Source organism: Aeromicrobium sp., assembly GCF_025965075.1.
Taxonomy (GTDB): domain Bacteria; phylum Actinomycetota; class Actinomycetes; order Propionibacteriales; family Nocardioidaceae; genus Aeromicrobium.
This window is the reverse complement of record NZ_JAOPXQ010000035.1, coordinates 1-13,373: the sequence shown is the minus strand read 5'-3', so window position 1 is coordinate 13,373 and position 13,373 is coordinate 1. Positions and strand designations below refer to the sequence as shown.

The window sequence follows — 13,373 nt, the reverse complement described above, 5'->3', positions numbered from 1 at the left end:
CGTGCCCGGGACACTCGACCGCCGGCTGGGCCTCACCGCCTCCGCGGCGATCGGGGTCGCCGCGATGGTGGGCTCCGGGCTGTTCGTGGTCTTCGCCCCGGCCACCGCGGCAGCGGGTGACGGCCTGCCGATCGCCCTCGGGATCGCCGCCGTCGTCGCCGGCTGCAACGCGTGGTCGTCGGCGCGCCTCGCGATGCTCCACCCCGTTGCCGGCGGCACGTACGTGTACGGTCGCGAGCGTCTGGGCCCGTTCTGGGGACATCTGGCGGGGTGGTCGTTCGTGGCCGGCAAGCTCGCCTCCTGCGGGGCGATGGGCCTGGCCGTCGGCTCGTACGTGTGGCCCGGCCACGCCCGCGGAGCGGCGATCGCGGTCGTCCTCGCGGTCACGGCCGTCAACCTGCTCGGGGTCGAGAAGTCGGCCGTCGTCAGCGTCGTGACCGTCACGCTGGTCCTGGTCGTCACGGTCACCGCGGTCACCGTCATGTCCCTCGCGGATCCCGCCGCCGACGCATCCTCCCCCGGCGACGCCCGCGGCGTGCTCCAGGCCGCAGGGCTGCTGTTCTTCGCGTTCGCCGGATATGCCCGGCTCGCGACGCTCGGCGAGGAGGTCCGCGATCCCGAGCGGACCATCCCGCGCGCGATCGCGCTGTCGCTCGTGGTCGTCGTCGCGGTCTACGCCGCAGCGGCCCTCGCCCTGCGGCACGTCCTCGGCGGGCCGGACCTGGCCGCGTCGACCCGGCCGTTCGTCGCGGGTCTGCACGCGGCCGACGCCGGGGGCCTGACCCCGGTCGTGGTCGCGGCGGCCGCCCTCGCCGCCGGCGGCGCGCTCCTGTCGTTGACCCTCGGCGTCTCGCGCACCGTGCTGGCGATGGCCCGGGACCACCATCTGCCCCACGCGCTCGCCGCGATCGGGTCTCGTCGGCGCGTGCCGTGGGCCGCCGAGCTCGCGGTCGGCCTCGTCGTCGTCGCGCTCGTGCTGCTGGGTGACCTGACGACCAGCATCGCGTTCTCCTCGTTCTGCGTCCTGGTCTACTACGCGATCGCCAACGCCTCGGCGCTGACGCTCCACTCGGGCAGATGGGCCGGGGCCGCCGCGGCGCTCGGGCTCGCCGGCTGCCTCCTGCTCGCCGGGAGCCTGCCCGTCGAGACCGTCTCGATCGGTGCGGCAGTGGTCGCGGCCGGCGCCCTGTCGTACGCCCTGCGCCACCGCCCATGACCGGTAGACACCCCACCCGGCTGCATAATACATAACGTCCTGATATATTTGGTTGCATGAAGCAACCGCACCCCTCCGAGCTCGCCGAGTCGCTCCGCGAGTTCGCCATGTCGCTCGTGCGGGACGCCCCGCAGAGCACGCTCAGCCGCACGGCCGCCGCAACCCTGTCCGTCCTCGAGCGCCACGGGCCGCAACGCATCACGACTCTCGCCGAGCACGAGTCGGTGAGCCAGCCGGCCATGACCGGCCTCGTGCAGCGGCTCGAGCACTCCGGGCTCGTGACCCGCCGGCCCGATCCGGTCGACGGCCGCGCCACCCTGATCGCGATCACCGAGGTCGGCGCGAAGCAGCTCCGTGACCGCCGGCAGGGTCACGATGCCGCCATCGCCGCCCGCCTCGACCGCCTGTCCCCCTACGACCGCGCGATGCTCGCCGCGGCCGCACCCGCCATCGCCAGCCTTACGGAGCCCCATGTCCTCTGACGACGTCAGCCTGTTCAAGCAGCCGAAGGCCGTGTACGCGGTCGCGTTCGCCTGCGTCATCTCGTTCATGGGGATCGGCCTCGTCGACCCCATCCTTCCCGCGCTCAAGACCCAGCTCGACGCCAGCGAGAGCCAGGTGACCCTGCTGTTCACGAGCTATCTGGTCGTCACGGCCGTCGCGATGCTGGTCACCAACTGGGTGTCCAGCCGCCTCGGCGCGAAGCGGACCCTGCTGTTCGGCCTCATCATCATCGTGGTGTTCGCCGCCCTCGCCGGGTCGGCTGGCTCGATCTCCGGCATCGTCGCGTTCCGCGCCGGTTGGGGACTCGGCAACGCCCTGTTCATCGCGACCTCGCTGGCCGCGATCGTGTCGAGCGCCCGTGGCGGCTTCGCCGGCGCGATCATCCTCTACGAGGCCGCGCTGGGGCTCGGCATCGCCGCCGGACCCCTGGTCGGCAGCCTGCTGGGCAACATCAGCTGGCGGGGACCGTTCTACGGCGTCTCGGCGCTCATGGCGATCGCCCTGGTCGCGACGTTCTTCCTGCTGCCGGCGACCCCGAGACCGGCCGCCCGCACGGCCCTGTCCGCACCGCTCAAGGCGCTGACCCACCGCGGCCTGCTGACGATGAGCCTGACCGCGCTGCTCTACAACTGGGGCTTCTTCACGATGCTCGGCTACGCGCCGTTCCCGATGAACCTGTCGATCACGAACCTCGGCTGGGTCTTCTTCTGCTGGGGCATCCTGGTCGCGTTCTTCTCGGTCGTCGGCGCCCCGTGGCTGCAGCGACGGCTCGGGACCGCGGTGTCGCTGTACGGCTCGCTGGCCCTGTTCGCCGTCGACCTCGCGGTGATGGCGATCAGCCCGACCAACCAGACCCTCATGATCGGCGCGGTCATCGCCGCCGGCATCTTCATCGGCATCAACAACACCCTGATGACCCAGGCCGTCATGATCGTCTCACCGGTCGAGCGTCCGGTGGCCTCCGCGGCGTACGGCTTCGTGCGGTTCATCGGCGGCGGCCTCGCCCCGTTCGCCGCCGGCAAGCTCGTCGAGCACCTCACCGTGCACGTCCCGTTCGCCCTGGCCGCGGTCGCGGTGCTCGTCTCGGTGGGCGTCCTCGCGACCGGGCACCGGCTGCTGGCCGACGCGGACGCCGGTCTGGACGAAGACGGTCACCACGTGGTCGACGCCGAGGACGTCCAGGGCGAGATCGCCGACGAGTTCGGTGGGGCCCCGGGCGCGATCGACGAGGTCATCAACGTCCGGTAGACCCGCACGAACCGAGCCGCCCGCGACACCTCGAGAGGTGTCGCGGGCGACTGTCGAACGTACGAGGGGAAGGGGCACGCACCCCCTGATGCGCACCCCCGACCAAGGGAAGGCGCGCGCCCCCCGACGCGCGCCCCCCGATCAGAGGAAGGTCAGTTGAACTTGACCTTCAGCGAGGTGCCCTTCTCCTGCAGGACACGGATCTTGACACCGGTGGCCGGCAGCTTGACCCCGTGGTTGGGGAGCTCGGCGTACCAGTACTTCTTGGTGTCGTCGAACACCGGCTTGGCGGCCTGCCCACGGATGTAGCTGGGCTCGCCGTTGGTGTGCAACGTCATCGAGTCCGCCTTGTGCAGCGAGAACGGCGCGTCGTACATCTGGATGCGCGCCCGCCACGGGGCACCGGTCACGATGTTCGTGATCGGGGCCGGGTTGGCGTCGATGATGAGGTTGCGGCCCGTGCCGGGGTGCTCGTTGGTGTTGTTGTCCTGCTCCGAGGTGTCCCAGTACGAGATCAGCAGGCCGTGGCCGTACTTGTAGTGCTCGGCCCAGTCCGGCTTGGTGTTGGCGAAGCCGAAGTTGTACGGCCCCGTCTTCAGGTACTTGTCGTACGAGACGTACGACCGGTGACCGGCGATGTAGTAGTTGTCGGCCTGGAGCGTCGTGGTCGCACCGACGATCGAGAAGCCGTCGAACGTCCACGCCGGGCCGCCGTCCTCGGCGCCGTCGGCGAGCAGCGTCTCGCTGCCGGCCTTGATCGCGACGTCGTCGACGAACAGACCGGCCTTGGCCAGACCACCATCGGTCTTGTAGTAGAAGCGCAGCTTGATCTTCTGACCGTCGTACGCACCCAGCGGCACCTTGAGGTCGCCCCACGTCGAGAGCGTCCCGTCGATCGCCGGCGAGCCGGACGCATCATCGGGGATCGTCTTGCCGTTGATCGTGCCGTCGAGCGACGTCCACGTCTTGCCCTCGTCGGTCGACGCCTGGACGTACGCGTAGTCGTAGCCCTGCTCGATGTCGAACCGGACCTTGGCCTCGAGGGCCCCGCCGGTCTTGCCGGTGAGGTCCACGTCGGTCGTCTGCGAGTTGGCCAGGTCGTCACCGGATCCGGAGAAGAACTGCTTCGAGCCCGACGCGGGTGCGCCGTTGTCGATCACGACGTCCTTCTTGGGCAGCACGACGACGGCGGCCTGGGCCTTCTTGGAGTTGTACTCCTGCGGGCCGAGGTCCAGCGTCTTCTTCTGCTTCGCCGAGACCGCCTCGTAGTCGAGCCAGCCGAGCTGGAGCTTGTTCCACGCCCCGAGGTCACCCGGACGGGTGCCGAGGGCCTCACCCTTGGCGTTGAGCCGGCTCTGGGCCATCAGGGTCCAGTACTCGCTGTTGTTGTCCCCGCCACCACTGGTGTCGTAGTCGTCCGGCAGGCCGAGGTCGTGGCCGTACTCGTGCACGAAGACCGACAGGCCGCCGTTCTCGGGCTGCGCGGTGTAGTCACCGACCCAGATGCCGGTCTTGCCGACCTGGGTGCCGCCGAGGGGGTTCTGCGACGGGCCGGTCAGGCCGGCGTCCGTGCCGAAGGCGTACCAGCGGTGGGACCAGATCGCGTCCTCACCCTGCTGCGGATCGCCGTCGGCCTCGTCGCCGCCGGCGTGCACGATCTGGAAGTGATCGATGTAGCCGTCCGGCTCGTTGAAGTCTCCGTCGCCGTCGAAGTCGTAGCGGTCGTACTTGTCGTACGACGCGATCGTCGCCTTGATCTGCGCGTCCGTCTGACCCTTGGCCTTCTGGTCGGCGACCCATGCGGTCAGGGAGTCCTGGATCAGGTTCCAGACCGTCTTGTACGACTCGTCGCGACCGTAGCGCGCCTCGTTGTAGGGGACCTTGACCCAGTCCTGGACCACACCGTCGACCGTGTAGCGGCCGGACGACTGGGTCTCGTAGTAGGTCTTGACCGACTCGGCGTTCTTGCCCTTGCCGAAGTAGAGGTCCTGGTAGTGCTGGCGGTCGTAGTTCTTCTGCCAGATCGTCGAGTTGTCCTTGGTGCGATCGGGCTCGGGGATCTTGTTGCGCAGGGGGCCTTCGAAGGTCGTCGGGCCGGGGACCGACGGATCGGTGTCCTGGTCCGGGAAGTCGGGGTGACGCTGGTTGCCGAACTCGGCGAGGATCACGAAGATCTTGTCGGACCGCTCCTGCTGGAGCTCCACGTACTGGTCCTGCTTCTTCTCGCCGCGGAGGGCCTTGCGCTCGGCCTTGCTGGTCCGCTTGTTGGCCAGCGCCGCGGCGGCGGCGGGGCTGTAGCCCTTGCCGACCTTGACGACCGAGGTGCCGTCCTTCGTGACGGCCTTGGCGTCGCCGTTGAGGACTGACGTCACACCGCTCTCGCGAAGCTCACGACGCTTCGACTCCAGCGGGTTGGGGAGGTCGTCCTTGCCGACCTTCTGGGACTTCTCGCCACCGACGGGCGGTGCGGGTGTCGCGCTGCCCGGCGAGGCGTACGCCAGACCGAGTGACGCCGCGAGTGTGAGGCCGACGAGGCCTGAGGTCACACGTTTCAAGGTTCCCCCTTGTTCCGTTCCTCCGAAGCGGCGGGACGGTCGCCCCACCGCGTGATGGTGCGCGCCCTTGTGGGGCGGCACGACACAACAGAGTCAACTTAGGTAATTTTCAGGGAGAACTGCAGTCTTGACTTTGGCCAGCATTGACTATACGGACGTAGCTCTTTGGGACTAGACGCGTTTCGCGTCCTGAAACGGCGGGGCGTACCCTCGAACGATGCTCATCTCCAAGAAGCTCACCGCGCTAGCCACCGTCGCCGTTTCGTCGCTGCTCCTCGTCACGATCTCGCCGGCCGCCGCCCTGACCTCCTCGAGCTACGAGAAGCAGGTCATCTCGAAGACCAACGTCAAACGCGACGCGCACGACCGGGTGCCGGTCAAGGCGCAGTCCTGTGCCGACCGGTGGGCCGAGAACCAGGCCCGCTGGATGGCCAAGCACCACAAGCTGGAGCACCGCGCCGGTCGGCTCGACACGGTCATGTCCGACTGCGGCTTCACCTCCGCCTCGGAGAACATCGCGTACGGCTACTCGTCGGGCAAGAAGGTCGTCAACGCATGGATGAACTCGTCCGGCCACCGGGCCAACCTGCTGCGCAAGTCCTCCCGCTACGTCGGCGTCGGAGCGGTCCGCGACAGCGACGGCACCTGGTGGGTGGCGCAGGTGTTCGGCGCGAAGTAGGACCCTCCCGTTCATCTTGATTTGGCATTCCGAGTGTCGAAAGCCTTTCCTTTTTGACCGCGGGGTGCCCTAGGCTTGTCGCCAGTTGCACGACGTTGGGCCGCGGAATGACTGAGTTTCCCTCTCGGGTGTCTAGTTCTTCTCGAAGGTTGGATGTACGTCGCGACAGCCGCTCGCGAAAGTCGGGGGCGGCAACTCGCCAAGAGGAGTAGGACATGGCAACAGGGACCGTCAAGTGGTTCAACGCTGACAAGGGCTTCGGATTCATCGCCCCTGATGACGGCAGCGAGGACGTGTTCGCGCACTTCTCCGCCATCCAGTCGAGCGGCTACCGCTCGCTGGACGAGAACCAGAAGGTCGAGTTCGACGTCGAGCAGGGCCAGAAGGGCCTGCAGGCCGCAAACATCCGCCCCCTCTGATCGGAGTGGGCTCGCTCGAGCCGGGGGCGGCTTGCCGCCCCCTCTGATCGGAGTGAGCTCGCTCGAGCCGGGGGCGGCTTGCCGCCCCCTCTGATCTGGTCCTCCCGATCATGCAGTGACGTGGAAAACCCCCGGAGCGGGCGCTCCGGGGGTTTCTTCGTGTCTGCGGGGGCTAGAGGTGCCCGGCCTCGTCCCAGGCGTGGCTGCCGAACTCGGGAGCCTGCGCCAGGTAGCTGACGTCGCTGACCGGGTGGGGGTCGACCGGGGACAGTCGGTGCGCCGGGAAACGGAGCGACGCCTCGGCGAGCTGGCGGGAGTCGATCTCGAACGAGGACTCGTCCATGCGGGTTCTCCTAGTGTCGGGGGCCTTCACATGAGGATATCCTCATGTTTCACCACCGGGCACCCTTACCAACGGGTAGCTTCGCGTGTCACACCGTGACCCGCAGGATCCGGTCGTCGCCGCCGCGGATGTCGCCGCGCCCGTCGCGGTTGCTGGTCGTGACCCAGAGGGCGCCGTCGGGGGCGACGGCGACGCTGCGGATGCGACCGTACGTCCCGGCGAGGTGGGCCTTCGGCCTGCCGGCATGGGTGCCGTCGAGCGGGACGGCGAACAGGCACTCCCCCTGCAGCGCACCGATGAACGCCGTCGAGCCGGTGATCGCGATGCCCGCCGGTGAGCACTCGTCGGTGCCCCACGTGGCCTTGGGGTTGATCAGCCCGGCCGCGTCGGAGCGGCCCTCGACCCGGGGCCAGCCGTAGTTGCCGCCACGCCGGATCAGGTTGAGCTCGTCGGCCGACTTGTCGCCGAACTCCGCCGCCCACAACCGCCCGCGCTCGTCGAACGCGAGCCCCTCGATGTTGCGGTGGCCGTAGGACCAGGTCCGGTCATCGAACGGGTTGTCCTCGGCGGCCTTGCCGTCCTGGTCGATCCGCAGGACCTTGCCGGCGAGCGACCCGCGGTCCTGGGCGAGTGGAGCGTTGCCCGCGTCGCCCGTCGAGACGTACAGCAGACCGTCGTCGTCGAACAGCAACCGCCCGCCGTGATGCCTCGACCCGATCGGGATCCCGGTCAGGACGGGCCTCGGCGTCCCGATGCCGCGCCGCGTGAGGCTCATCTTGACGACCCGGTCGTCGGTGCTGGTCGTGACGTAGGCGAACAGGGTCCCGGGGTCGTCCGGCGGGATCGCCAGGCCGAGCAGGCCACCCTCTCCCCCTGTCACGCCCGCTGCCCCCGGGACCTCTCCGACCGGGCGCGGTCTCCCCTCCTGCGGGACACGGACGATCCTGCCCTCGTCCCGCAGTGACACGAGCGCGTCCCCGTCCTCGAGGAAGGCGATCCCCCACGGCACCGCGAGCCCCGTCGCGATCTCGCGATCCACCCGCGGTGTCCCGGCGGTCGGTGACGGGGTCGGGGTCGTGCTGCGTGCCGGGGTCGGCGAGTCGCTGGGGCTGGGTGACGTCCTGGGTCTCGGGTCGTCCGACTCGCTGCTGCACCCCAGCAGGCTCGCGGCTCCGACGGCCGCGAGCCCGGTCAGCAGTGCGCGTCGCTCCATGACCCGATCATGCCCGTCCGCGTCAAGGCCCGCCCGCGGACCGTCAGCGGCTGCTGGCGATCCGGTACTGGCGGATCGACAGCGGGACGAACGCCAGGAGGATCACCACGACGCAGATCAGCGTGTAGAGGACGGGGTTCTGCAGCGACCAGGCGTCCGGGACCGGGACGTCGGGATTGGTGTTGCCGAACAGCTCGCGGCACGCCTGCGTGAGGGTCGACACCGGATTCCACTCCACGACACGTTGCAGGACCGCCGGGAACGTCTCGGTCGGGACGAAGGCGTTCGAGACGAACGTCAACGGCATGATGACGATGAACGACGCGTTGTTGATGACGTCGACGCTCGGCACCATCAGGCCGACCCACGCCATGATCCAGCTGACCGCGTAGGCGAACACCAGCAGGAGCAGGAACGCCAGCAACGCCTTGCCGATGCCCTCGCGCATCCGCCAGCCGACCAGCAGACCGGTCAGCGCCATGATGATGAGCGACAGGACGTTGTAGACGACGTCGGAGGTCGTGCGGCCCACCAGCACCGCCGAGCTGGACATCGGCAACGACCGGAACCGGTCGATGATGCCCTTCTGCATGTCCTCGGCGAGCCCCGCACCGGTGAACGTCGCGCCGAACACGACGGTCTGCGCGAAGATGCCGGCGATCAGGAACTCGCGGTAGTTGACTCCTCCGCCGGGGTCGATCGCGCCGCCGAAGACGTACGCGAACAGCAGCACGAACATGATCGGCGAGATGAGGACGAACACCAGGATCTCGGGGACTCGGACGATCTTGATGAGGTTGCGCTTGGCCACGACCCATCCGTCGGTGGCGTGGCGGGCCAGGGTGGTCATGAGGCGACCTCCGCGGTCTCGGTGTGGAGGTCCCGGTCGTCGTCGGCGACCGCCTCGGCGGCCCGGCCGGTCAGGGTCAGGAACACGTCGTCGAGCGTGGGCCGGCGGAGCCCGACGTCGAGCACCGCGATCCCCTCGGTCTCCAGCTCGTCGAGGACCCGCCGCAGCTCCGGGACACCGCCCTCGACGGCCGCGGTGAGCTCGCGGCCGTTGTCGGCCACCTGCACGTCCCCCAGCGCGACCCGGGCCAGGATGCGGGTCGCGTCCTCGCGCCGGCCGACGTCGGACAGGACGATCTCGATGCGCTCGCCGCCGGTCTGCGCCTTGAGCTCGTCCGCCGTGCCGCGCGCGATCGCGCGGCCGTGGTCGATCACGACGATGTCGTCGGCGAGCAGGTCCGCCTCCTCGAGGTACTGCGTCGTCAGCAGCAGCGTGGCGCCGGACGACACGAGATCGCGGATGACGCCCCACATCTGCTGTCGGCTGCGGACGTCGAGGCCCGTCGTCGGCTCGTCGAGAATCAGCACCGGCGGCTCGGCGACCAGTGCGCCCGCGAGGTCGAGCCGGCGCCGCATCCCACCGGAGTACGTCTTGGAGGGTCGGTCACCCGCCTCGGTCAGGTCGAACCGGTCGAGCAGCTCCCGGGCGCGCCTGGAGGCCCGGGCCTTGGGCATCCCGTAGAGGCGGCCCACCATCTCGAGGTTCTCGTAGCCCGTGAGGTGCTCGTCGACGGCGGCGTACTGGCCGGACAGGCCGATGCGCGCGCGGACCCCGTCGGGATCCTGGGCGACGTCGATCCCCGCGACCTCCGCCGTGCCACCGTCGGCCTTGAGCAGGGTCGCGAGGATGCGGACCGCCGTCGTCTTGCCGGCGCCGTTGGGTCCGAGCAGCCCGAGGACCTTGCCCTCAGGGACGCTGAGGTCCAGCCCGGCGAGGGCTTCCACGCCTTTGTATCTCTTCACCAGTCCGGTGGCGCGGATCATCTCGGTCATGGTCCCACTGTGCCAGCGATCACCGACAGAAGTGCTACACCTGCCGATAGCTGCTCAGGAAGTTGCCGAGTCGCTGGATCGCGTCGGCCAGGTCGCGCGACCACGGCAGCGTCACGATCCGCAGGTGGTCCGGGTCGGGCCAGTTGAAGCCGGTCCCCTGGGTCAGCAGGATCTTCTCCTGCAGCAGCAGGTCCAGCACGAGCTGCTGGTCGTCCTTGATCGGGTAGACCTCGGGATCCAGGCGCGGGAAGGCGTACAACGCGCCCTTCGGCGTCACGACGCTGACGCCGGGGATCTTGCGCAGCTCACCGATCGCGGTGTCGCGCTGCTCCAGCAGCCGGCCGCCGGGCAGGATCAGCTCCTTGATCGACTGGTAGCCACCCAGCGCGACCTGGATCGCGTTCTGCGCCGGGACGTTGGGGCACAGCCGCATCGAGCACAGCAACGTGATGCCCTCGAGATAGTCCTGCGCCCGCTCCAGCGGTCCGGTCACGACGAGCCAGCCGGCCCGGTAGCCGCACACGCGGTACGCCTTGGAGAGCCCGTTGAAGGTCAACGTCAGGACGTCGGGGGCCACGCTGGCCATCGGGATGTGGACCGCGTCGTCGTACAGGATCTTGTCGTAGATCTCGTCGGCCATCAGGACCAGGTCGTGCTTGCGCGCAAGGTCCGCGATGCCGGCGAGCGTCTCGCGGGAGTAGACCGCTCCCGTGGGGTTGTTGGGGTTGATGACGACGATGGCCTTGGTGCGGTCGGTGATCTTGGACTCGAGGTCCTCCAGATCGGGGTTCCAGCCGTTGTCCTCGTCGCAGCGGTAGTGCACCGGCAGGCCGCCGGCGAGATTGGTCACCGCGGTCCACAGCGGGTAGTCCGGGACGGGGATGAGGACCTCGTCACCGTTGTCGAGCAGCGCCTGCAGGGCGATCTGGATCAGCTCGGAGACCCCGTTGCCGATCCAGACGTCGTCGACGTCGATCGTCGGGAAGCCCTCCTGCAGCTGGTAGTTGTGCACCACTGCTCGCCGCGCGGACTGGATGCCCCGTGAGTCCGAGTAGCCGGCCGAGCCGGGCAGCGCCGCGATGACGTCCTGCAGGATCTCCGCCGGAGCGTCGAAGCCGAACGGCTGGGGGTTGCCGATGTTGAGCTTGAGGATCCGGTGTCCCTCGGCCTCCAGGGCGGCGGCTCGTGCGCTGACGGGTCCACGGATGTCGTAGAGGACATCCCTCAGCTTCTCGGACTGGCGCACGATGGAGGACATGGCCGCCATTGTTCCATCCGCCCTCGCGGGGGCGGCGAGTGGCGCAAACCCGTCAGCGAGTGGCGCAGATCTGGACGACTCGCCGTCCAAGAATGATCAAACTGCGCCAGTCGCGGAACCGGGGGGCGGGACGGGTCAGCGCGGGAGGGGGTTGTCGTCGACGGTCCGGACGACCTCGAGGGCGTGGACGAGATCAGCGGGGTACTCCGAGCTGAACTCGACCCGCTCTCCCGTGCGCGGGTGCGCGAACGCCAGCCCCTTGGCGTGCAGCCACTGCCGGTCCAGGCCCACGCGCTTCGCCAGCGTCGGGTCCGCGCCGTACATCAGGTCGCCGACGCACGGATGGTGGACCGCGCTCATGTGCACGCGGATCTGGTGCGTCCGGCCGGTCTCGAGGTTGATCGTCAGCAGGCTCGCGAAGCGGTGGGCCTCGAGCGTGTCGTAGTGCGTGACGCTCTCGCGGCCCCCGTCCTTGACCGTGAACTTGAAGTCGTGGCGCGGGTGGCGCGCGATGGGCGCGTCGATCGTGCCGGTGTGCGGATCGGGGTGCCCCTGGACGAGCGCGTGGTACGTCTTCTCGACCGAGCGGTCGCGGAAGGCCTGCTTGAGCACGGTGTAGGCGTGCTCGGACTTCGCGACCGCCATGAGCCCGCTCGTGCCGACGTCGAGCCGGTGCACGATGCCCTGACGCTCGGGCGCGCCGGAGGTGGAGATCCGGATGCCGACGCCGGCCAGGTGGTCGAGCACCGTGGGCCCGGACCAGCCGACGCTGGGGTGAGCCGCCACGCCGACGGGCTTGTCCACCACGACGATGTCGTCGTCCTGGAAGACGATCGCCATGCCCTCGACCTCGGTGGCGACGACGACCGCGCGGCGGGGAGCCGGGATCGATGCCTCGAGGATCGAACCGGGCAGCACCCGGTCGGACTTGGCCGGCGGCTGGCCGTCGAGGGTCACGAGACCCTCGGCGACGAGCTCGCTGGCCCGGGTGCGCGACAGGCCCAGCAGGCGCGCGAGCGCACTGTCGACCCGCTCCCCGGCGAGTCCTTCGGGCACCTGCAGCACGCGGTGCTCGAGCTCCACTCCGTCGGCGGTCATGACGTCTCCTCCCGCGTGCCGTCGAGGCGGACGCCTCGCCAGGCACGCCACACGATGATGATGGCGGCGAACGTCAGGGCGATGTCGGCGACATTGCCCACGAAGATGCCGTAGTCGATGAAGTCCACGACATGGCCCTTGAGCGGCGCCGGCTCCCGGAAGATCCGGTCGATCAGGTTGCCCAGCGCGCCGGCGAGCAGCAGGCCGAGGCCCACGGCCCAGCCACGGTCGCGGAGCCGGCTCGCGGCCCGGAGCACGCCGACGCACACGGCGATCGCGATGAGGCTCAGCACGAGCGTGAATCCCGCCCCGGTGCTGAGCGCGGCCCCCGGATTGCGCAGGAACGTCAGCGACAGGACGCCCGGGACGATCTCGATCGAGCTGCGGCCCTGCAGCTTCTCGACCGCGACGATCTTGGTGACCTGGTCGAGGACGAGCGCGACGACAGCCACGACGGCGAACAGCCGTACGTACGTCCTCGTGGTCGCGCCGTGGTCGTCGCCAGGGCTCAGCGACGCTCCTCGCGCTGCTTGCATGTCATGCACAGTGTCGCACGGGGGAAAGCCATCAGACGATTCTTGCCGATCGCCTCACCGCAGGACTCGCACTGGCCGTAGCTGCCCTTCTCGAGCCGGTCGAGCGCCTTCTCGGTCTGCAGCAGCAGCTCGCGCTGGTTGGCCGCGAGCGACATCTCGGCGTCGCGCTCGAGCCCCTTGGACCCGACGTCGGCCTGGTCGTTGCCGGCCCCGTCGACGCCGTCGCGGAGCAGGTCCTGCAGCTCGCGGGCCGACTGGTCGAGCTCGCCCTTCAACCGGGTCAGGTCGCCCTCGAGCTCGGCACGGACGGCCTTGGTCTCGGCGGCGGTCCACGGCTTCTCGTCGGCTCGAACGGCCAGCTTGGTGTTTGGCATGCAGGAAGGTTAGACCCCGGGTAGAGCATTGCCAACTCGCACCGCCGCCGTGACGCCGCCGGTCACCCGTAGAATTGAGGGTGTGACC

14 protein-coding genes are annotated in these 13,373 nt (G+C 69.3%); 5 read left to right on the top strand and 9 right to left on the bottom strand.

Annotation, left to right across the window (positions count from 1 at the left end; genetic code table 11):
- Position 1 precedes the first annotated feature (1 nt).
- Genes JWQ91_RS02090 through JWQ91_RS02080 form a run of 3 tightly spaced genes read left to right on the top strand, consistent with a single transcriptional unit; the run spans position 2 to position 2,968 of the window.
- Positions 2-1,216, top strand: a complete 1,215-nt coding sequence (locus JWQ91_RS02090; protein WP_297780147.1) for an APC family permease — start codon at positions 2-4, stop codon at positions 1,214-1,216.
- Positions 1,217-1,272: 56 nt separating this feature from the next.
- Positions 1,273-1,698, top strand: coding sequence for a MarR family transcriptional regulator (locus tag JWQ91_RS02085; RefSeq protein WP_297780145.1), 426 nt, complete (start codon positions 1,273-1,275; stop codon positions 1,696-1,698).
- Complete coding sequence (locus tag JWQ91_RS02080) at positions 1,688-2,968, top strand: MFS transporter (protein WP_297780142.1); 1,281 nt, start codon at positions 1,688-1,690, stop codon at positions 2,966-2,968. Before JWQ91_RS02085 ends, JWQ91_RS02080 begins: the two co-directional genes overlap by 11 nt.
- A 152-nt stretch (positions 2,969-3,120) precedes the next feature.
- On the opposite strand, the gene JWQ91_RS02075 is transcribed toward JWQ91_RS02080, so the two are convergent.
- Complete coding sequence (locus JWQ91_RS02075) at positions 3,121-5,514, bottom strand: immune inhibitor A domain-containing protein (RefSeq protein ID WP_297780140.1); 2,394 nt, start codon at positions 5,512-5,514, stop codon at positions 3,121-3,123.
- Positions 5,515-5,740: 226 nt separating this feature from the next.
- On the opposite strand from JWQ91_RS02075, the gene JWQ91_RS02070 reads away from it, so the two are divergent.
- Positions 5,741-6,202: a CAP domain-containing protein gene (locus JWQ91_RS02070; protein WP_297780139.1), complete on the top strand. Its 462-nt coding sequence runs from the start codon at positions 5,741-5,743 to the stop codon at positions 6,200-6,202.
- A 215-nt stretch (positions 6,203-6,417) separates the two neighbouring features.
- Positions 6,418-6,621, top strand: coding sequence for a cold-shock protein (locus JWQ91_RS02065; RefSeq protein WP_153653062.1), 204 nt, complete (start codon positions 6,418-6,420; stop codon positions 6,619-6,621).
- Positions 6,622-6,793: 172 nt separating this feature from the next.
- Here JWQ91_RS02065 and JWQ91_RS02060 read toward each other — a convergent pair whose 3' ends face one another.
- The 8 genes from JWQ91_RS02060 to JWQ91_RS02025 form a co-directional block, all read right to left on the bottom strand.
- Entirely contained in the window at positions 6,794-6,964 is a 171-nt protein-coding gene (locus tag JWQ91_RS02060) for a hypothetical protein (RefSeq protein ID WP_297780134.1), read from the bottom strand.
- A gap of 88 nt (positions 6,965-7,052) precedes the next feature.
- A complete protein-coding gene (locus JWQ91_RS02055; protein WP_297780131.1) occupies positions 7,053-8,177 on the bottom strand; it encodes a PQQ-dependent sugar dehydrogenase in 1,125 nt (374 codons plus the stop codon).
- Between the two features lie 43 nt (positions 8,178-8,220).
- Positions 8,221-9,027: an ABC transporter permease gene (locus JWQ91_RS02050; protein ID WP_297780129.1), complete on the bottom strand. Its 807-nt coding sequence runs from the start codon at positions 9,025-9,027 to the stop codon at positions 8,221-8,223.
- Positions 9,024-10,019 carry an ATP-binding cassette domain-containing protein gene (locus JWQ91_RS02045; protein ID WP_297780126.1) on the bottom strand — a complete coding sequence of 332 codons (996 nt, stop codon included), beginning with the start codon at positions 10,017-10,019 and terminating at the stop codon, positions 9,024-9,026. The genes JWQ91_RS02050 and JWQ91_RS02045 overlap by 4 nt, the downstream gene beginning before the upstream one ends.
- 34 nt (positions 10,020-10,053) lie before the next feature.
- Positions 10,054-11,277 carry a pyridoxal phosphate-dependent aminotransferase gene (locus JWQ91_RS02040; RefSeq protein WP_297780124.1) on the bottom strand — a complete coding sequence of 408 codons (1,224 nt, stop codon included), beginning with the start codon at positions 11,275-11,277 and terminating at the stop codon, positions 10,054-10,056.
- A gap of 135 nt (positions 11,278-11,412) precedes the next feature.
- Positions 11,413-12,375, bottom strand: a complete 963-nt coding sequence (locus tag JWQ91_RS02035; RefSeq protein ID WP_297780121.1) for an RluA family pseudouridine synthase — start codon at positions 12,373-12,375, stop codon at positions 11,413-11,415.
- The gene (gene lspA / locus JWQ91_RS02030) at positions 12,372-12,911 is read right to left on the bottom strand and encodes a signal peptidase II (RefSeq protein ID WP_297780118.1); all 540 of its coding nucleotides are present in this window, start codon (positions 12,909-12,911) and stop codon (positions 12,372-12,374) included. Before lspA ends, JWQ91_RS02035 begins: the two co-directional genes overlap by 4 nt.
- Positions 12,884-13,285: a TraR/DksA family transcriptional regulator gene (locus tag JWQ91_RS02025; protein ID WP_297780115.1), complete on the bottom strand. Its 402-nt coding sequence runs from the start codon at positions 13,283-13,285 to the stop codon at positions 12,884-12,886. Before JWQ91_RS02025 ends, lspA begins: the two co-directional genes overlap by 28 nt.
- Positions 13,286-13,373 lie beyond the last annotated feature (88 nt).

Excerpts from the sequence above, each read along its gene's own strand:
- JWQ91_RS02085 (WP_297780145.1), top strand. The coding sequence starts at position 1,273 with ATGAAGCAACCGCACCCCTCCGAGCTCGCCGAGTCGCTCCGCGAGTTC.
- JWQ91_RS02080 (WP_297780142.1), top strand. The coding sequence starts at position 1,688 with ATGTCCTCTGACGACGTCAGCCTGTTCAAGCAGCCGAAGGCCGTGTAC.
- JWQ91_RS02070 (WP_297780139.1), top strand. The coding sequence starts at position 5,741 with ATGCTCATCTCCAAGAAGCTCACCGCGCTAGCCACCGTCGCCGTTTCG.
- JWQ91_RS02065 (WP_153653062.1), top strand. The coding sequence starts at position 6,418 with ATGGCAACAGGGACCGTCAAGTGGTTCAACGCTGACAAGGGCTTCGGA.
- JWQ91_RS02060 (WP_297780134.1), bottom strand. The coding sequence starts at position 6,964 with ATGGACGAGTCCTCGTTCGAGATCGACTCCCGCCAGCTCGCCGAGGCG.
- JWQ91_RS02055 (WP_297780131.1), bottom strand. The coding sequence starts at position 8,177 with ATGGAGCGACGCGCACTGCTGACCGGGCTCGCGGCCGTCGGAGCCGCG.
- JWQ91_RS02050 (WP_297780129.1), bottom strand. The coding sequence starts at position 9,027 with ATGACCACCCTGGCCCGCCACGCCACCGACGGATGGGTCGTGGCCAAG.
- JWQ91_RS02045 (WP_297780126.1), bottom strand. The coding sequence starts at position 10,019 with ATGACCGAGATGATCCGCGCCACCGGACTGGTGAAGAGATACAAAGGC.
- JWQ91_RS02040 (WP_297780124.1), bottom strand. The coding sequence starts at position 11,277 with ATGTCCTCCATCGTGCGCCAGTCCGAGAAGCTGAGGGATGTCCTCTAC.
- JWQ91_RS02035 (WP_297780121.1), bottom strand. The coding sequence starts at position 12,375 with ATGACCGCCGACGGAGTGGAGCTCGAGCACCGCGTGCTGCAGGTGCCC.
- lspA (WP_297780118.1), bottom strand. The coding sequence starts at position 12,911 with ATGCAAGCAGCGCGAGGAGCGTCGCTGAGCCCTGGCGACGACCACGGC.
- JWQ91_RS02025 (WP_297780115.1), bottom strand. The coding sequence starts at position 13,285 with ATGCCAAACACCAAGCTGGCCGTTCGAGCCGACGAGAAGCCGTGGACC.